Here is a 17,491-nt window from a genome sequence, read left to right on the forward strand (position 1 = left end):
ATGAGTAGCGGACGTATCGTTCAAATCATCGGCGCCGTCATCGACGTGGAATTCCCACGTGATGTCGTGCCGAGTGTATACAACGCGCTGAAAGTACAAGGCGCGGAAACCACCCTGGAAGTTCAGCAGCAGCTGGGCGACGGCGTGGTTCGTACCATTGCGATGGGCTCCACCGAAGGCCTGAAGCGCGGTCTGGAAGTCGTTGACTCCGGCGCTGCCATTTCCGTTCCTGTTGGTAAGGCCACCCTGGGCCGTATCATGGACGTACTGGGCAACCCGATCGACGAAGCCGGCCCGATCGGTGAAGAAGAGCGTCGCGGTATCCACCAGCCAGCGCCTTCGTTCGCTGACCAGGCAGGCGGCAACGACCTGCTGGAAACCGGCATCAAGGTTATCGACCTGGTTTGCCCGTTCGCCAAGGGTGGTAAAGTTGGTCTGTTCGGTGGTGCCGGTGTCGGCAAGACCGTAAACATGATGGAACTGATCCGTAACATCGCCATGGAACACAGCGGTTACTCCGTGTTCGCTGGTGTGGGTGAGCGTACTCGTGAGGGTAACGACTTCTACCACGAGATGAAGGACTCCAACGTTCTCGACAAAGTAGCACTGGTCTACGGTCAGATGAACGAGCCACCAGGAAACCGTCTGCGCGTAGCGCTGACCGGCCTGACCATGGCTGAGAAGTTCCGTGACGAAGGTAACGACGTTCTGCTGTTCGTCGACAACATCTATCGTTACACCCTGGCCGGTACCGAAGTATCCGCACTGCTGGGCCGTATGCCTTCGGCAGTAGGTTACCAGCCGACCCTGGCTGAAGAGATGGGCGTTCTGCAAGAGCGCATCACCTCCACCAAGGAAGGTTCGATCACCTCCGTTCAGGCCGTATACGTACCTGCGGACGACTTGACCGACCCGTCGCCAGCGACCACCTTCGCCCACTTGGACGCCACCGTCGTTCTGTCCCGTGACATCGCCTCCCTGGGTATCTACCCAGCGGTCGATCCACTGGACTCGACTTCGCGCCAGCTGGACCCGAACGTGATCGGCAACGAGCACTACGACACCGCTCGTGGCGTTCAGTATGTTCTGCAGCGCTACAAAGAGCTGAAGGACATCATTGCGATCCTGGGTATGGACGAACTGTCCGAGACCGACAAGCAACTGGTAGCCCGCGCTCGTAAGATCCAGCGCTTCCTGTCGCAGCCGTTCTTCGTGGCCGAAGTCTTCACCGGTTCGCCAGGCAAGTACGTTTCCCTGAAAGACACCATCGCTGGCTTCAGCGGCATCCTCAAAGGTGACTACGACCACCTGCCAGAACAAGCGTTCTACATGGTCGGCAGCATCGACGAAGCGATCGAGAAAGCCAAGAAACTGTAATTCCTGCGCCCCGCAAGGGGCGCTATCAGGTTGAGGCAAGCAGATGGCTATGACAGTCCATTGCGATATCGTCAGCGCGGAAGGAGAAATTTTCTCCGGTCTGGTCGAGATGGTGGTTGCGCACGGTAACCTGGGTGATCTTGGTATCGCTCCAGGCCACGCGCCGCTGATCACCAATCTGAAGCCAGGTCCGATTACGCTGACCAAGCAGGGTGGCGCCCAAGAGGTGTTCTACATCTCTGGTGGTTTCCTCGAGGTTCAGCCGAACATGGTCAAGGTGCTTGCCGATACCGTGCAACGTGCTGCAGACCTGGATGAAGCGCAAGCTCAGGAAGCCCTCAAGGCTGCCGAGAACGCCCTGAATCTGAAAGGCGCGGACTTCGACTACGGTGCCGCCGCCGCACGTCTGGCCGAGGCCGCAGCCCAGCTGCGTACCGTCCAGCAAATGCGCAAAGGCAAGTAATCGGCCTCGGCTGATAACTTCTGTTGCGATTGAGTAAAAGGGTAGCCTCGGCTACCCTTTTTCTTTTTCTGATTTTTCTCCCCTCGGTCTTTCACTGACCGCCCAGGATTGGTAGCCAGTAATGTCACTCGATATCGTTATTCTTGCCGCCGGCCAAGGCACCCGCATGCGTTCGGCGCTGCCCAAGGTGCTTCACCCGGTAGCCGGCAACTCCATGCTCGGCCATGTTATCCACAGCGCGCGCCAGCTGCAGCCGCAAGGTATTCACGTGGTCATTGGTCATGGTGCCGAGCTGGTTCGCGAGCGCCTGGCTGCTGACGACCTGAACTTCGTCATGCAGGAAAAACAGTTGGGTACCGGCCATGCGGTAGCCCAGGCACTGCCGGCCGTGACCGCCGACACCGTGCTGGTGCTGTACGGCGATGTGCCGTTGATCGAAGTGGAGACCCTGCAACGCCTGTTGGCCAAGGCCAATGACCAGCAGTTGGGCCTGCTCACGGTCACGCTCGACGACCCGACCGGCTATGGCCGCATCGTGCGGAACGATCAAGGCCAGGTGACTGCCATCGTTGAGCACAAGGACGCCAACGACGCGCAGAAAGCGATCAAGGAAGGCAACACCGGTATTCTGGCCCTGCCAGCCGCGCGCCTGGCCGACTGGATGGGCCGCCTGTCGAACAACAACGCCCAAGGCGAGTACTACCTGACCGACGTCATCGCCATGGCAGTGGCCGACGGCCTGGTGGTGGCCACTGAACAGCCACACGACCCGATGGAAGTGCAGGGCGCCAACGATCGTCGTCAGCTGTCCGAGCTGGAGCGTCACTACCAGCTGCGTGAAGGCCGCCGCCTGATGGCCCAGGGTGTGACCCTGCGGGACCCGGCGCGCTTCGATGTACGGGGTGAAGTGACCGTTGGTCGTGATGTGCTGATCGACATCAACGTGATTCTCGAAGGCAAAGTGGTCATCGAGGACGATGTTCAAATCGGCCCTAACTGCGTCATCAAGAACACCACCCTGCGCAAAGGCGCGGTGGTCAAGGCCAACAGCCACCTTGAAGGCGCCGTGATGGGCGAGGGCAGCGATGCCGGCCCGTTCGCCCGCTTGCGCCCTGGCAGCGTGCTGGACGCCAAGGCCCATGTGGGTAACTTCGTCGAACTGAAAAACGCCCACCTGGGTGAAGGCGCCAAGGCCGGTCACCTGACTTACCTGGGCGATGCTGAAATCGGTGCACGCACCAATATTGGCGCTGGCACCATCACCTGCAACTACGATGGCGCCAACAAGTTCAAGACAGTGATGGGCGAGGACGTGTTCATCGGCTCGAACAACTCGCTGGTGGCGCCTGTGGAAATCAAGGCCGGCGCAACCACCGCAGCCGGTTCGACCATCACCCAGACCGTCGAAGCCGCCGACCTGGCTGTGGGTCGTGCGCGCCAGCGTAATATCTCGGGCTGGAAGCGGCCGGAGAAAATCAAGAAGAGCTGAGTTATCCACAGCTGCTTCGATCGAAAGCCGACTTATGCGAATAAGTCGGCTTTTTTATTGGCCGATCGGTAATCCCGTGGGACCGCGCCAAATCTGACAAAACTATCCACAGGGCAGCAACTGCTTGACGAAACGAGCGTGTTAGGTTTTGATTGCAACCATTATCTTTCGAAACGAAACTTAAGCGCTCATGTCGAAACGAAACACACCGCAGCGGCGGCACAATATCCTGGCTTTGCTCAGCGAACAGGGTGAGGTGAGCGTGGACGCCTTGGCCAAGCGTTTCGAAACTTCGGAAGTGACCATTCGCAAAGACCTCGCTGCCCTCGAAACCAATGGCCTGTTGCTGCGGCGCTATGGCGGTGCGGTACCGGTGCCGCAAGAACTGCTCGGTGAGCCGGCCCAGCCTGTGTCCTCCTACAAGAAGGCCATTGCGCGTGCCGCCGTCAGGCGTATACGCGAACATGCGCGCATCATCATCGACAGCGGCAGCACCACGGCAGCCATGATCCCCGAACTGGGGCGCCAGCCCGGCCTGGTGGTGATGACCAATTCGCTGAACGTGGCCCGAGCCATCTGCGACCTCGAACACGAGCCGGTGCTGCTGATGACCGGTGGTACCTGGGATTCACATTCCGAGTCGTTCCAAGGCCAGGTTGCCGAGCAGGTATTACGCTCTTACGATTTTGATCAGCTGTTTATTGGCGCCGACGGCATCGATCTGGGCCGGGGTACCACCACCTTCAACGAGCTACTCGGGCTTAGCCGCGTCATGGCCGAAGTCGCCCGTGAAGTGATCGTGATGGTCGAGTCGGACAAGGTGGGGCGCAAGATCCCCAACCTTGAGCTGCCCTGGGGCAGCGTACACACCCTTATTACAGACGAACGCCTGCCTGCAGCGGCACGCGAACAAATTCAAGCTCGCGGCATCAACCTGATCTGCGCCGCGATCAGCCAGGAGAAATAAAACATGTGTGGAATCGTTGGTGCTGTCGCCGAGCGCAATATCACAGCCATCCTGATCGAGGGCCTCAAGCGTCTTGAGTATCGTGGTTACGACAGCGCCGGCCTGGCCGTTCTGACCCAGGCCGGTGAGCTGGAGCGCCGCCGTCGTATTGGCAAGGTCAGCGAGCTGCAAGCCGCTGTTGCCGCTGACCCGCTGGCCGGCCAGCTGGGCATTGCCCACACCCGTTGGGCCACCCACGGTGCGCCAACCGAAGGCAACGCCCACCCGCACTTCTCGGGCGATGAAGTGGCTGTGGTGCACAACGGCATCATCGAGAACCACGAAGAGCTGCGCGAAGAGCTGAAAGGCCTGGGCTACGTCTTCAATTCGCAGACCGACACCGAAGTCATCGTCCACCTGATCCACCACACCCTGAAGAGCATCCCGGACCTGGCCGAGGCCCTGAAAGCCGCTGTGAAGCGCCTGCATGGCGCCTATGGCCTGGCACTGATCAGTGCCAAGCAGCCTGACCGCCTGGTGGCTGCACGCAGCGGCAGCCCGCTGGTCATCGGCCTGGGCCTGGGTGAAAACTTCCTGGCGTCCGACCAGTTGGCCCTGCGCCAGGTGACCGACCGCTTCATATACCTGGAAGAAGGCGACATCGCTGAAATCCGCCGTGATCAGGTCACCATCTGGGACCAGCAAGGCAACAAGGTCCAGCGCGAAACCGTGCAGTACCATGAAGGTGCCGAAGCTGCCGACAAGGGCAACTATCGCCACTTCATGCTCAAGGAAATCCACGAGCAGCCAAGCGTTGTTCAGCGCACCCTGGAAGGCCGCCTTGGCAAGGACAACGTGCTGGTCCAGGCTTTCGGCCCGAAAGCTGCCGACCTGTTCGCCAAAGTGCGCAACGTGCAGATCGTTGCCTGCGGCACCAGCTACCATGCCGGTATGGTCGCCCGTTACTGGCTCGAAAGCCTGGCTGGCATCCCGTGCCAAGTGGAAGTGGCCAGCGAATTCCGCTACCGCAAGGTGGTGGTGCAGCCGGATACCTTGTTCGTCTCCATCTCGCAGTCTGGCGAAACCGCCGACACCCTTGCCGCACTGCGTAACGCCAAGGAGCTGGGCTTCCTCGGCAGCCTGGCAATCTGCAACGTGGGCATCAGCTCGCTGGTGCGTGAGTCGGACCTGACCCTGCTGACCTTGGCCGGCCCGGAAATCGGTGTGGCCTCGACCAAAGCCTTCACCACTCAGCTGGTGTCGCTGATGCTGCTGACCCTGGCCCTGGGCCAAGTCCGCGGTACCCTGGAAGAGGGCGTCGAAGCCGAGCTGGTTGAAGAGCTGCGTCGCCTGCCGACCCGCCTGGGTGAAGCCCTGGCCATGGACGCTACTGTCGAGAAAATCGCCGAGCTGTTCGCCGACAAACACCACACCCTGTTCCTCGGCCGTGGTGCACAGTACCCGGTGGCGATGGAAGGTGCGCTCAAGCTCAAGGAAATCTCCTACATCCACGCCGAAGCCTACCCAGCCGGCGAGCTGAAGCACGGCCCGCTGGCACTGGTGGATAACGACATGCCGGTGGTGACCGTTGCCCCGAACAACGAACTGCTGGAGAAGCTGAAATCCAACCTGCAGGAAGTGCGTGCCCGTGGTGGCGAGTTGGTAGTGTTCGCCGACGAGCACGCTGGCATGACCAATGGTGAAGGCACTCATGTGATCAAGGTTCCGCACATCGTCGATGCGCTGGCGCCGATCCTTTACACCATTCCGCTGCAACTGTTGTCCTACTACGTGGCCGTGCTGAAGGGCACCGACGTGGACCAGCCGCGCAACTTGGCCAAGTCGGTTACTGTCGAATAACCAACGCTGATTGTCCGGTTCGATTGATCTTAAATAAATAAGTCAGTCTCGGAATAAATAAGTCAGTCTCGCTTGGAGCCTTTAGGGGCTCCAAGCGACGTGATGTCCCTTGCCTCTCTCGTGCTTTGACCCCCCTGGTGCGCCACCTTGCTGCTGACCATCCAACCGCAGGAGTCCTTACGTTCCTTTCTGGAAAGGCATTTCTTTGTCGATCCACGCTCACCTGAGTCGATTGAGTTCAAGAAAATCTCCAGGTACTACATGCGAGGATTATCGATTGGGTTAATCGCGGATGTACTTGGAAGGTCTGATACCTACGAGTTCAACCGCCTGCTCCACGATCACACAAGTTACTCGCAAGTGGCAGTTTTTCCTGATGCCAGCCAGGACAGCTATACCCGAGGAGAGTATAAGGACTCTTATACAAGATTTGAAACTGAGAGCCAGCTGGCCGGTATTTGCATCGACTGTACAAAAGAGGATATTAACTCACTTGGCTTCCCATACTGGAGACGTGATCATAGATACGTAAAAGTATGCGCTAAACACAATACAGTCCTGCTTAGAAAATGTCCTGTTTGCGGTTATGACTTTAGTCGTCACAGCTTTGGATATGGCCAAGATCTGTTATGGAAAGGATGTAAAGGGCGCTATTTTCATGAATATGAATCTGAGAAAAACCATGACGAAGAAAAGCTTATATTTGCGAGAATATTCGCGGAGATTGGACAGTCGGAAGTCGCCGTTAACCTTGAATGTGTGCTAGCGCATCTTGCAGATGAGGCAAAAATACTGTGCAGCTCTGGGAAGATTTCTGAAAAATATCTTACCTATATTTCTTGGAGGCTAGATGCCTCTAGAAGAATCTCAAATACGGATAGAAATTATCGTCCTGATGTTATGTACAGCGACGACATAATAGACACAATTGCAATTGTGCACGGTAGCTTCGCAGGTCTGATAGATAGCTTGCGTAGAAAAGGTGTATTAGTCCGAAGCGTTGATGATCTAATGCGTGTCGAGTATACCGATCGTTCAAGATATTAATCATCCTTCTTATCATCGAAGAACTCGCTGAAACCGCTCCCCAAATCATCATTTGTCGGTTTCCCTAATGGCTTGCGCTTAGGCCGCTTTGGGGGCGCAGCCTTCATGTCAATATCCAGCTTCAAGCTTTTGTGCGTTTCGCGTTCCTCTGCTGTAAGCGCACCTTTGAAAGCAGCCTGAGCCACACGGTTATCACGCTCTTTCCTTACGAACTGCACTACATTCGACCGAGTGGGTGATCCGAAAGGGCACAGAAGATCGTCTCGCTTGGTTTTCTGTTTGATTGCGATGCGTTCCAGCTCTTCAACGTCGGTTCTGTAAGTATAATACGCACTTGAGGTGTAAGCTTTATGGACATCTCCTAGTTCAATCCACGTGCGATTAGCCAGGCGAGCTTGAATATATGCTTGTACAATAAGATGGATGGCTGCACGTTTAAGCCCATAACTACCACGATAGATTTCATGTGAAAAATCTGAGCGATCGGCACGAATACGACCATCACTCGCTGCGATGCATTCATCTATGAAATCGGCCCAGATTTTTGACTCTGGCGCGTCCGGCCACATGATTCTTGGATGTGCTACCAACCGCTGTGTGTCTTCCTGATTACGCTTAAGCAGCTTATGTCCCAGGCTAAAGTTCGATACAAATACCATAGGCAAGCCGAGGCCGGACATGGTTAGCAGTATATCGGTTGTTAGGGCTACACCTTTTCCTGGCGTTAAATGCTGCATTTCCTCAAGGACGGCCAGTGAGATACCACGCTTGTTCGCTTGCTGCTGTGCCCTAAGTTGTAGGCTTGCTGCGTTCTCACGGGTCGTCGCTTCAATGCCGAGAAAGTCGGTGAGGAGTTGCTTACCAGATGACTTGCCCTTAGCGCTAGCGTACCAGTGTGACTCTGCTGTCAGAGGGGTCATGCAGTGATCGATCTGGAACTCAGTCGGGCCGGGCATAACACGAAGAAGCGCTTCGATGGTCGCCGACTTACCTACACCGGCTAAGCCAGTCAGGCAAATCGGGAATGTTTCAGTTGGACTTGGGTAATACATTCCTTTGACAAACGCTTGTTCAGATGTCGAACGCAGCGCCGAGTGTGCCGCTGCTTTCCCTACCAACTCTGCAATTAGTTCAATGCTGAATTGATTGGGTAGGAAAATCTGTCGTAGCGTCATTTCTAAAAAGTGCGCGGCTAACATAGTAGGCAGCTGATCGATGTCGCCGACTGGTACAGGACGAATCGTTACCTTCCTTCGAATGTGCTCGTTGTCAATCAGACCGTCGAATCTTGTTCGCATTATTTCGATCATGATTTATCACCCATCAGTCTTCTCTGATCATCCAAGTCCCGCTGCGCTTCAGCACTTTTTGCAGGTCGTCCCAGCTTTCTCACACCGGCATGCCAGGATTTTCCTGTCTCTTTTTCAAATTCTTCATAGTGGTGCTGATCGATGGCAACCTTTTCGCTCCGGCGTTTTGCTTGAGCTTGGAGCCGCGATTGGTTAATGAACTGGAGATCTTCAAGGGAGATATCCCCACTGCCTGCTCTCGTGCTTGCGGTGTAGATGAAACTTAGCTCGTAGAGCCTGCCTTCAACCTCGACCCATATGTGACGTACGCACATAGTCATGCTGTAAGCTGTAACTTGAATCGTCCTACCGGGCCCTACGCGATCAAATATTCCAGTAGCTGTTAATTCTTTTGAGTTATATTTCCGTCCAAAAAAATGTACTCCGCTTTGCTTGATTACCGCAGTCATGGGCGTCAAGAATTCCCTAACCGCTTGGTCGAAAGACATTTTGATGCCATGGTCTCGACCTAAATCATGGTGATATTTCCAGACGTTCAGCGGGGTTGGTGAGAAACCTTCCAGCCACATATCTCCATCCATCCGATCGCTAGCATCAGAATTCTCATTGTCCTTTAATGCTCGACGGATTTCTCTACGAGCCATCTCAACAAGATTGAGACCGCTATGAACGTATACCGCCGCATCGTCCAGTTGCTTGTCCCTTGGATGTGAGGATTCAACGGTAGCTTTTGATTGACCAGAGTGCGTAGGTGTAACCTCCAAACGGCCCAGCCAATCCTGGGCTTCAGACACATCCATGTGCGCTGCGGGGCCTCTGTCGAAGATCATCTGGCTGGAAAGTCCTTTACAGGGCCATTCTTCCGGCTTTATAGAAATACCAAAGAGCTCGCAGTATTTGACTTTACCCACTGCTAAACAGAATAACGCCATCCGGTACGCCTCCATGCTTTCTCTGCCCCTCGCAAAACCTACGGCTACAATTGCTCCTGACAGTGCGCACGCGGTTCGTACCACGCAAAACGAATCCAGGGGCGCCCCCTCGATCATCCCCGATATTTTTTCGCTCGGATAATAGCCGTCAAACTCCAGGCGCTGGTTTAGGTTGCCAATCATCTGCGCATAAGTTCCGACGTCGCCAGATTTTGCGCGGGCAGCGCTTGGTCCTTGCATTTCTATTGCAAGTGCAGCTGGCTCTGTTTGTTTTTTGACCCAGTACCAGAATTGAGTGAAGCTTGGAAAGGGCTCACCTTTGGGATGGTAAAGCTCTTTCCCTGTTGCCCCTTCGCGAGTACGGCAACCAAACGTCTTTCTCAGTGACTCTCCGTAGACTTCGTCTCTGGTTCTGTCCACTCGTTTATGCTTCAGGAAGCCATCCAGAATCTTCACTTTCATGTCAGTTGTTACGGGATTCCCATGATTATGACCGTGGGCGGAGGGGCGACCCATCTTTTTATATTCATTCCCACTCCTGTTCGACTTTCCACACCGGTCAAAACGGGGTAATAAGGCCCATTTCGTCTGCCCGAACACCATATATGTGAAGAACAACAGTCTGGTTCGTGCAGGATGCTGCCTTGGCTTTGCGGCTCTGGCGTGAGCATTGATGATTGCCTCAGGGTCCTCTGAGGCTAGTATTTCCGCCCTATTAGGGATCAGTTCAGCAATGCTCATGAGGCGCTGATCCACCATTTCTTCATACGACATTTTTGCGCTAACGCGTCGGCTCTCACGCCATTTGGTTTCGACCCCTGCCGCTGCCGTCAGCCATGGTGGATGGTCGTGGCTGCTTATCTCCACGATCTCACCGTTCTTCAGTGCCGCTTCGAAGCGCATGCGGGTCATCGTGAGCAGCTTGGCGGAAGCCCCTTTTTCGTCGAACTCAACCATGCGGACACGGTTACAGCTCCCATCGCTGATGAGAAAGTAGTAGTCATGTCCTTTGACAAGCTCACCGCAGCCCTCTGGCGCGGTGAGTCGAGATCCCGCCATCATTGAGCGGCTTCCGAGAAGAACCCGCGATAATGATCAATGATCTCGCATTGAGCCTGTCCAAGCGGTTGGTCAATTTGTATGTATCGAAACAGGTCTACAGGCAGCGCTCGATTCCAAATATCTTGATATATCCGTGCAATAAATTGATCTCGATGACCCCACTTGTTGGCATACGCAATCGCAGCAGGCGCTAAAGGGCGACCGATATCAAAATCCTCTTTCAATTTAGAGCTAAAGTCTTCTAGCAAATGAGTGTCGAGGCTCAAAGGGCGATCATGTAAGCCAAACATCTGATCAAGGTTGGCTGCGACAATGGGATCTATATCGTCGAGAGAGAGATTAACTGTTCTAATGCCAGCACTTGAATAATATGTTTCTTCGAGACGGAGCCGTAAATCAGCAAGTACCCTATCTTTCCTTCGCGCTTCCAATGATTTCAATTTGGAGCGACTTTTTTCCATGAAATCGTACTTGGAAAGCTTGATGTTCCAGTTGAGAGCATAGGGTTCTGAATCAGGCCCGCTAAGGTAGAGGAGCAGGTCCCCAAGGTAGGGATAGGCGGACCATTGCCGTTCCCCATTGGATGACTCGACTACCACCTTGGCATGGTTCATCCCAATTTCCTGTGCTGCGGCGAGCGTGCCAACCAATGGGCTGAGGCTCAAACCGCTGGCTAGCGGGTGACCGTGCAGTGGATGCACATGTGGCAGCGGTTGAAGCATTTTCTGTTCATGGATTTCAAATACAGCTGGATTGAACAATGCCAGCTGTGTGAAGACCCGTTCAGGAATAGAGAGCAGGTGAAGCGTGCGGCCAAGCTTGCGGCTGTTCAGGCGGCAGATTCTGGAAGTCTTAGGTGCTTCACCCGGCACTGCAAAGATGGCGGGGACATAATCATCTCCCCAGCGAAAATTTCCCTGGCGGTCTCTGATGCGCTTTAGCGTTTTTTCGGAAATCATTTTTGTCCATACCCATGCCACTTGGTATTCAGAGGTGGCCATGCATGAGTACATGCATACGAATGGTGTATGCATACGACCAGGTGCTGTTGCGACCCGGATTTACGTTTCTAGGGACGAGGGGAATCGGCAGGGCTTGACGCCCCGCGCACGCGGATAGACAATGGCCGTGTCAGGGCTCGAATCTTGACACGGGGGTCTGGGGTAAAACTCAGGCCCTTGTCTATTCTGGCTCCCCAAAAAAGCTAACCAGAATTCTTCATTTTTCCCACCTCAGTATTATTACAATCGGGCTAGTTTAATTAGCTCTCCAACTACTTGCCTCAAGCATGTAGCAAAGTTTGGAGACTAATCATATCCCGCTATCTATGTTTTTTTAGATCGATTTGCAGTTATGCCTATTCCGATCACGGCGCATGGTAACGCTATGAAAGCGGCCTTGACAACCATAAAAGTTTTCCTAAGAGCGCACACAGGATTCCGGTCCCTCTCATAGATTCTTGAAGTTCTGATCATTTCTACCGATGCGTGTGCGGACGGCTTCACCAGCCGGTTATTGGATAATCTGAAAGTTATCCACACGGCCTGAAAGTTGCGGAATATCTGACTCAACTCTTATTCCCAAAAAAACTATCCACAATTGCCTTCGGGCTACAATGAGTTATCCACAGCGCCATATTCCTTCCCACGTCTCAAGTTCTACAGAGAGGTGACCATGGATGCGTCCTGTTCGGGTGCTTGCCCCTGTTGGCTACCAGGAGAGACCTTTTTCAGTCTTTGCAGTCGCCTTCACTTAATGTCCGGGCACCAACGGCCGGCCTCCACTGCGCAGGAGCTATTCAACCTGACGGAGCGGAGCATCAAGCATGACCTCCCGTGCGGCCTAGATGCCTTCGAGCGGAACACCGCTGGCCTCTGGGGAGCAGCCATCCCCATCATCGAGCACCACACAATTTTCCCTTTCTTCTCTCCTTTTCAGTCAGCCAGTGCGGTCACTGGGGCGCTTGCTCAGATCAGAAGCTCATCACTCGGGCCGTTGAAGTATCGATTGGGCCTCGTTTGTGGAGGTTTCGGTGCGGATCACCCTCTACGAGCGTGTAGGTCTTGCATGGATCGGGATATGGCTTCGAACGGCGTCTCGTATTGGCACCTGTGTCATCAGTACCCTGGCGTGGTGGTTTGCCCCGAGCACGGCGAAGTGCTGTACGAGTGCATCCAAAACCGTCGTTGGTGTGGACGCTTCACTTGGACAATGCCCTGTACCGGCACTTTGCGCGATTCGGACTATGGTGTGATCACCTCACTGGAACAGAAGCGCCTCGTCCAACTGGCCTCCGCGTGCCGTGACTTGGGGTCTATAGGCCTGGCCAAGCACCTTGATCCGGTATTGGTCGCGCAGCTCTACCGGAAGTGGCTACCGGCAGAAAATGCGGCACAGAGCTTATTGGCGCATATCGGTGCGTTGCGAAGGTTTCGTCCGTATGGAGAGCTACCATCCACGGAGTCCGCTACCACCAGCTTCATCAGGCAAATGGTGCGATCGCCACGCCGGCACATTCATCCCCTCAAACACCTCATGATGATTACCTGGTTGTTCGGCGAGGTTTCGTCCTTTGTTGAATGCCACGATGTTGCTTGCGCCCAGCAGAATGCGCTCCCGGCACAGCCGGCGTTGGCTCCAATGCCTGGAGCGTCCGTATCACCGGCCAGCAGAAAGGGCCAACCTCGACCGAAGCGACTTAAGCCTGAGATCAGGGCAGTTTTAATAAGCCAGCTGGCTGTAGGGACGGCAAAGGCTGACATTTGCCGGGAGTTCCAACTCACCATCTCCACAGTAAACAAGCTGCTCCGATCAGAGCCGGGCGTCCAGGCTTCCTGGGCAGCTCGACGGATGGCTCTCGCTCTGGCTGATCATCGCTTACGATGGGCTGAGCTTCAGGCGCGATTTCCATCGCATTCACTCACTGAGCTTCGCCGCGAATGCCAAGCGCTTTACGCCTGGCTACATCGAAACGACAGAGGTTGGTTGAGTTCGCAGGTTAGTGAAATGGCCAAATCTGCCAGAGCCCATAATCCGCGAGTCGATTGGAACAGCAGGGACGAAGGCCTGAAACGTAAGCTGGAGGCTGAAATCATTCGGCGATTCGGATCGAATCAGAAACTGGGTCTCAAGCAGTCGCAGATTTTCACCATACTCCCACGCCTTGCGCAGCGTCTGGAGCGTCGAGATCGCTATCCCCAGACTCGGGCCTATATGAAGCTGCTTTCCCAACGATAGGGTATTTCTTATTGCCTGGGTGCCCATCATGAACCACATGCAGAAAGCGGCCGATGTGCTGGCAGAAGCCAGGCGAATCGTGTTCTTCACGGGTGCGGGTATATCAGCAGAAAGCGGCATACCAACCTTCCGAGATAAGCTCACCGGGTTGTGGGCAAAGCATGACCCAGAGCGTTTGGAAACGGCTGACGCGTTTCGACAGAACCCCGCGCTGGTATGGGGTTGGTATCTGTGGCGCCGGCGCCAAGTCACCCTTGCTCAACCTAACGCTGGTCATCACTCAATCAGCATTTTGGCGGATGCTGGCTGGGACGTATCGGTGATCACTCAGAATATCGACGATCTGCATGAGCGGGCCGGAGTAGATGCAGTTATCCATCTGCATGGAACCCTGCTGAAGGTGAAATGCTTTGCATGTCACCGTCCGATTGCATTGGAGCCAGAACAGTTGAGTATTTCCAAAGAGGGCGAACTGGTTGAGCCGCCCAGGTGCAGTCGCTGCAATGGTCGGGCTCGACCCGGAGTGGTGTGGTTTAGGGAGAGTTTACCTGAGGATGCTTGGCTGTCGGCTGTGCGGCTCGTCAGGACCTGCGATTTGCTTATCTCCGTAGGAACATCGGGTGTAGTTCGGCCGGCAGCGGACCTACCTGAGATGGCCATCAGAGCGAATGCCACCGTGATCCACGTAAACCTTGAGGACGTGAGCCTGGGGAGCGATAGGGAGATCATGTTGCTAGGCAGCGCTGCGCAGGTACTGCCGGAATTGCTGAGGTGTTTGGGTGTGAGGGAGTGATCATGAGCGATCAAGTGCCCAAGGGGGATCAGCTCACTGGCTGAAGCGGCTGATCACTCCGTTGCAGCATCGGGAATGTAGGGGATGTTCTCCAGCTCAACGACGTTGTTCAAGTGCTCAATGAGGGCTGTCCTGACCTTGCGAAGGCCGCCATTGCCCAATTTTTTGTCAGCACTGTAAATGGAGGCGTGGCCAGGATTACCCGGCAAGTCCACCGACTCCAAGACTGGTGATGGCTGAATCTCGAAGTAGTGTTGCCCGTCAGCGTTCCGATCTTCTTTGAGCTTGGAATAGAAAAGCTGTGAATACTTGGGAAACTCCCGCTTTTCAGGATTTTTCGCACGCTGGTTATCCACTCGATGCGTCAGCACAGATAGCGGTGTCAGCGTCGGGCGATCGACACTGAACCCTCGGTCCTTTAGGTCATCGAGGCTCACAGCAGTGGCCAGGAACACCTGGCCGTCGTGCTGTTCTGGGCAAAAAAAGGCTCTGACCAAGCTCTCGTCGTCGGACAGTGGCGGCACATCCATGAACTCAGTTTCCCCGGATAATCTTCAAAACCTGCTCTGGAAGGTGCTCAGTGAGAGAAGATTCATCACTCATGAACTCCTGGCCTACTGCTGTCTTGGCATAGTAGGAGTAGCTTCCGTCACCGTAGAAGCCCAGATCAATATAGCCGAGAGCATTCTTCCAGGAGAAGTTAACCTCGCCGTCTGCCGCTGCCGTGACCGTGGGCAATTGAAACCCCTCGGCGGGCAGCACGTTGCTTGAAAATTGCTCGGCCTCGTCAATAGCCGCGCCGGCTGGGGCTTTCGCTGTGTAGCCATCCCATCCTGGTTCCAAATCGAGCAGCCCGCGAATCTTCGATAAGAGACTGTTCTTCAGCGTTAGAGCCGGACGGAAGTCGTAAAGCGGGAATTGAGTAGCTCTCGCTTGTCCGCGCAGCGTACCCTGAATTTGGCTCCCGGCCGCGAGAACTCGTGAGGTCCAGGTATACGACCCGGAAAAACAATCCGTGCTTTTCACTGTTCTCTGAACCGTGCCGGCCTTCGCGTAGATAATCTTGCTCTTACCCTTTCCCTTTACGGGCGGCAGCCATTTACCACCGCCAGTAGTGGTTTCCTGAGCATTCGCAAACGGGTTGCTGAGCATCGTTGCGTTCATTGCTTCCCTCCTACGACCAGGCTGAGACGACGGCATGCGTCCTCCGTCAATAGGTCGTTGATCACCAGCTTGTTCTGATCGTGAAGCGGCTCAAAGAACTCATGGACCACGCGAGAGAACTGGTCTGCGTCGACCGAACTGAGCAATGCATACCCTTCCTCCTCACGTCGCAGGACTTGGACATGATCAATGGTCACGTAGGTGTGAGGAGCTTTGTATTGAACCGCTACCGCTGATGAATTCACATTCAGGTGATTCAGGATCTGTTTCCCATTGGGGTGCGCCCAGAACCAGCCGGAATTGTTGTGCCAGCGTTCACCTGACTCGAAGTTTTTGCGGGCCAGGTAGCTGCTGGTCGGATCGCAGAGCTGACGTAGGTCATAGGGGCCTTCTGACGGCTCGTACCGGAACTGATCTACGACCTTGAACCCCAAGGACCTTAAATCGAGTGCGTTCTCGGCGTGCATTGCCAGCTTATCCAGGAACTGGAAGGCCTGTTTCGATACGGCATCCCATCGGGTGTAGGCAGTGCAATGAATGGAAATCTGAATCCCATCGATTATGCGCACAGCCCATTCAGGAGCCTCGGATTCTTCATCGCCTCCGTTGGAAAACGTGTACGTGAAGATCTCGCGCTGGCTCGAAAGGCGAGTAGCTGCATCGAAGCTGACCTCAATCGAACCTGTTTTATCAACGCGATCAAGGATATCGGCATAGGCGGCCGGCAGACTTCCCTCGATTGCCTCGTCCGACAGAATCGGAGCCGCAAACTCGAAGAAAAACACTGTTTCAACCACGGCGTGGGCGCCGTGAACCGGCTTGAACATGCCTGTACTCATGGGTAGGAAGCTCCGAATTCCGAGCAATGTGGAACGCTGGCCAAAGGCAATCGAGAAGGGTGTGGGCAAGGGTTCAAGCCTTGCTGCGCGCCGATTTCCATTTGGCTGACTTCCTCGTCTGTAGTGTGGCAGATCCAACGAAATTCAAGGGGTGAATTCCTCGTCAGGCTCTGGCCAACGGCCACCCTGTAGGGGCCGTTGGCCAGAGCCTAGCTGCTCGAAATGCCTATGACAACCCCCTATTTGATACCTCATTTCGAAAGATTTGGTTCTGATTGGGCGTTTTTTGAGGTATGGGCTTGGCAGGCGCGAATCGCTGACTCTGAACAGCATCCTCGTGCGGTGAAAGACGCTAATCTGAGAGAAGCGATTGGGAGGTCAGGCATTGATTTATGGGATCACAAGTCCCCTGGCAGGGGGCAGAGCTCCACCACCTACGTTCCATCTGACTCATGCTGAGAAGGGAAGCTTGAGCCAATTGGAAATTCTGCGCCTTATTCAGGCGGGTTTTGCGCTCAGTGACGTGCAAGCCATGGTGGATTCTTCGTGCTTGTTCACATCCCAAAAGCTGCTTGAGCGAATCCTGGGAAAATCTACTCGCACGATCCAAAGATTGAAGCACGCCTCGAATGAAATTCGATTGAATGCTCAGCAGAGCGCAGTAGCCTTCCATTACGCCAACGTACTCGAAGCCTCCGCAATGACCTTCGGCTCTGTAACGTCAGCCGAGCATTGGCTCAAAAGCCCGTGCATTCGGCTATCTGGCATCATCCCATACGAAGCGGTCGATACAGCGCTCGGTTTTTCTCTTGTGATGGACTACTTGGAACGCATTCGATTGGGTGTGTATCAATAATGTTGTCGTGTCGAGCCAGTGGATCGTCCAGGTTTGCTAGTCATGATCACGCCAAGCTTGGCTGAGAAATTAGGCTGCTCAGTCCTTAGCCATCTGCTGGGCGCAGCAGGAGCGGG

14 protein-coding genes are annotated in these 17,491 nt (G+C 54.8%); 8 read left to right on the top strand and 6 right to left on the bottom strand.

The features are described 5' to 3' along the window. The 6 genes from atpD to E8E78_RS23105 all read left to right on the top strand — a co-directional run bounded on the left by atpD (position 1) and on the right by E8E78_RS23105 (position 7,182). Positions 1 to 1,377 carry a F0F1 ATP synthase subunit beta gene (atpD, locus tag E8E78_RS23080; RefSeq protein WP_016502294.1) on the top strand — a complete coding sequence of 459 codons (1,377 nt, stop codon included), beginning with the start codon at positions 1 to 3 and terminating at the stop codon, positions 1,375 to 1,377. Positions 1,378 to 1,420: 43 nt separating this feature from the next. Next, the gene (locus E8E78_RS23085) at positions 1,421 to 1,840 is read left to right on the top strand and encodes a F0F1 ATP synthase subunit epsilon (protein ID WP_016489909.1); all 420 of its coding nucleotides are present in this window, start codon (positions 1,421 to 1,423) and stop codon (positions 1,838 to 1,840) included. 121 nt (positions 1,841 to 1,961) lie between these two features. Next, a complete protein-coding gene (gene glmU / locus E8E78_RS23090; protein WP_061202514.1) occupies positions 1,962 to 3,329 on the top strand; it encodes a bifunctional UDP-N-acetylglucosamine diphosphorylase/glucosamine-1-phosphate N-acetyltransferase GlmU in 1,368 nt (455 codons plus the stop codon). Positions 3,330 to 3,519: 190 nt separating this feature from the next. Then, positions 3,520 to 4,296, top strand: a complete 777-nt coding sequence (locus E8E78_RS23095; RefSeq protein WP_280312683.1) for a DeoR family transcriptional regulator — start codon at positions 3,520 to 3,522, stop codon at positions 4,294 to 4,296. A 3-nt stretch (positions 4,297 to 4,299) separates the two neighbouring features. Continuing rightward, the gene (glmS, locus tag E8E78_RS23100) at positions 4,300 to 6,135 is read left to right on the top strand and encodes a glutamine--fructose-6-phosphate transaminase (isomerizing) (RefSeq protein WP_049273927.1); all 1,836 of its coding nucleotides are present in this window, start codon (positions 4,300 to 4,302) and stop codon (positions 6,133 to 6,135) included. Positions 6,136 to 6,282: 147 nt separating this feature from the next. Next, on the top strand, positions 6,283 to 7,182 hold the full coding sequence (locus E8E78_RS23105; RefSeq protein WP_280312680.1) for a hypothetical protein: 900 nt from the start codon (positions 6,283 to 6,285) through the stop codon (positions 7,180 to 7,182). On the opposite strand, the gene E8E78_RS23110 is transcribed toward E8E78_RS23105, so the two are convergent. From E8E78_RS23110 to E8E78_RS23120, 3 genes are all read right to left on the bottom strand, one after another. Beyond that, positions 7,179 to 8,492 (bottom strand): transposase, encoded by a 1,314-nt coding sequence (locus E8E78_RS23110; protein WP_280312678.1) that lies wholly within the window; start codon positions 8,490 to 8,492, stop codon positions 7,179 to 7,181. The two genes, E8E78_RS23105 and E8E78_RS23110, sit on opposite strands and share 4 nt — an antisense overlap. Then, complete coding sequence (locus tag E8E78_RS23115; RefSeq protein WP_280312676.1) at positions 8,489 to 10,381, bottom strand: transposase; 1,893 nt, start codon at positions 10,379 to 10,381, stop codon at positions 8,489 to 8,491. Before E8E78_RS23115 ends, E8E78_RS23110 begins: the two co-directional genes overlap by 4 nt. Before the next feature lie 101 nt (positions 10,382 to 10,482). After that, positions 10,483 to 11,487: a hypothetical protein gene (locus E8E78_RS23120; protein ID WP_280312675.1), complete on the bottom strand. Its 1,005-nt coding sequence runs from the start codon at positions 11,485 to 11,487 to the stop codon at positions 10,483 to 10,485. Between the two features lie 2,264 nt (positions 11,488 to 13,751). Between E8E78_RS23120 and E8E78_RS23125 the strand changes: the two genes are divergently transcribed. Beyond that, complete coding sequence (locus E8E78_RS23125; RefSeq protein ID WP_280312674.1) at positions 13,752 to 14,516, top strand: NAD-dependent deacylase; 765 nt, start codon at positions 13,752 to 13,754, stop codon at positions 14,514 to 14,516. A 53-nt stretch (positions 14,517 to 14,569) separates the two neighbouring features. Here the strand turns inward: E8E78_RS23125 and E8E78_RS23130 are convergent, their stop codons facing one another. From E8E78_RS23130 to E8E78_RS23140, 3 genes are read right to left on the bottom strand one after another with little or no spacing between them, the layout of a single operon-like run. After that, complete coding sequence (locus E8E78_RS23130; protein WP_280312672.1) at positions 14,570 to 15,046, bottom strand: hypothetical protein; 477 nt, start codon at positions 15,044 to 15,046, stop codon at positions 14,570 to 14,572. A gap of 4 nt (positions 15,047 to 15,050) precedes the next feature. Further along, on the bottom strand, positions 15,051 to 15,680 hold the full coding sequence (locus tag E8E78_RS23135; RefSeq protein WP_280312670.1) for a hypothetical protein: 630 nt from the start codon (positions 15,678 to 15,680) through the stop codon (positions 15,051 to 15,053). Continuing rightward, the gene (locus E8E78_RS23140; protein WP_280312667.1) at positions 15,677 to 16,507 is read right to left on the bottom strand and encodes a TIGR04255 family protein; all 831 of its coding nucleotides are present in this window, start codon (positions 16,505 to 16,507) and stop codon (positions 15,677 to 15,679) included. Before E8E78_RS23140 ends, E8E78_RS23135 begins: the two co-directional genes overlap by 4 nt. A gap of 481 nt (positions 16,508 to 16,988) precedes the next feature. On the opposite strand from E8E78_RS23140, the gene E8E78_RS23145 reads away from it, so the two are divergent. Continuing rightward, positions 16,989 to 17,375 carry an antitoxin Xre/MbcA/ParS toxin-binding domain-containing protein gene (locus tag E8E78_RS23145; protein WP_280312665.1) on the top strand — a complete coding sequence of 129 codons (387 nt, stop codon included), beginning with the start codon at positions 16,989 to 16,991 and terminating at the stop codon, positions 17,373 to 17,375. The last annotated feature ends 116 nt before the right edge of the window (positions 17,376 to 17,491 follow it).

The organism is Pseudomonas sp. BN505 (assembly GCF_029873175.1).
Classification (GTDB): Bacteria; Pseudomonadota; Gammaproteobacteria; order Pseudomonadales; family Pseudomonadaceae; genus Aquipseudomonas; species Aquipseudomonas putida.

Bases quoted from the DNA above. Each gene is read 5' to 3' on its own strand.
- atpD (WP_016502294.1), top strand. From the start codon at position 1: ATGAGTAGCGGACGTATCGTTCAAATCATCGGCGCCGTCATCGACGTG.
- E8E78_RS23085 (WP_016489909.1), top strand. From the start codon at position 1,421: ATGGCTATGACAGTCCATTGCGATATCGTCAGCGCGGAAGGAGAAATT.
- glmU (WP_061202514.1), top strand. From the start codon at position 1,962: ATGTCACTCGATATCGTTATTCTTGCCGCCGGCCAAGGCACCCGCATG.
- E8E78_RS23095 (WP_280312683.1), top strand. From the start codon at position 3,520: ATGTCGAAACGAAACACACCGCAGCGGCGGCACAATATCCTGGCTTTG.
- glmS (WP_049273927.1), top strand. From the start codon at position 4,300: ATGTGTGGAATCGTTGGTGCTGTCGCCGAGCGCAATATCACAGCCATC.
- E8E78_RS23110 (WP_280312678.1), bottom strand. From the start codon at position 8,492: ATGATCGAAATAATGCGAACAAGATTCGACGGTCTGATTGACAACGAG.
- E8E78_RS23115 (WP_280312676.1), bottom strand. From the start codon at position 10,381: ATGGTTGAGTTCGACGAAAAAGGGGCTTCCGCCAAGCTGCTCACGATG.
- E8E78_RS23120 (WP_280312675.1), bottom strand. From the start codon at position 11,487: ATGGCCACCTCTGAATACCAAGTGGCATGGGTATGGACAAAAATGATT.
- E8E78_RS23125 (WP_280312674.1), top strand. From the start codon at position 13,752: ATGAACCACATGCAGAAAGCGGCCGATGTGCTGGCAGAAGCCAGGCGA.
- E8E78_RS23130 (WP_280312672.1), bottom strand. From the start codon at position 15,046: ATGGATGTGCCGCCACTGTCCGACGACGAGAGCTTGGTCAGAGCCTTT.
- E8E78_RS23135 (WP_280312670.1), bottom strand. From the start codon at position 15,680: ATGAACGCAACGATGCTCAGCAACCCGTTTGCGAATGCTCAGGAAACC.
- E8E78_RS23140 (WP_280312667.1), bottom strand. From the start codon at position 16,507: ATGTTCAAGCCGGTTCACGGCGCCCACGCCGTGGTTGAAACAGTGTTT.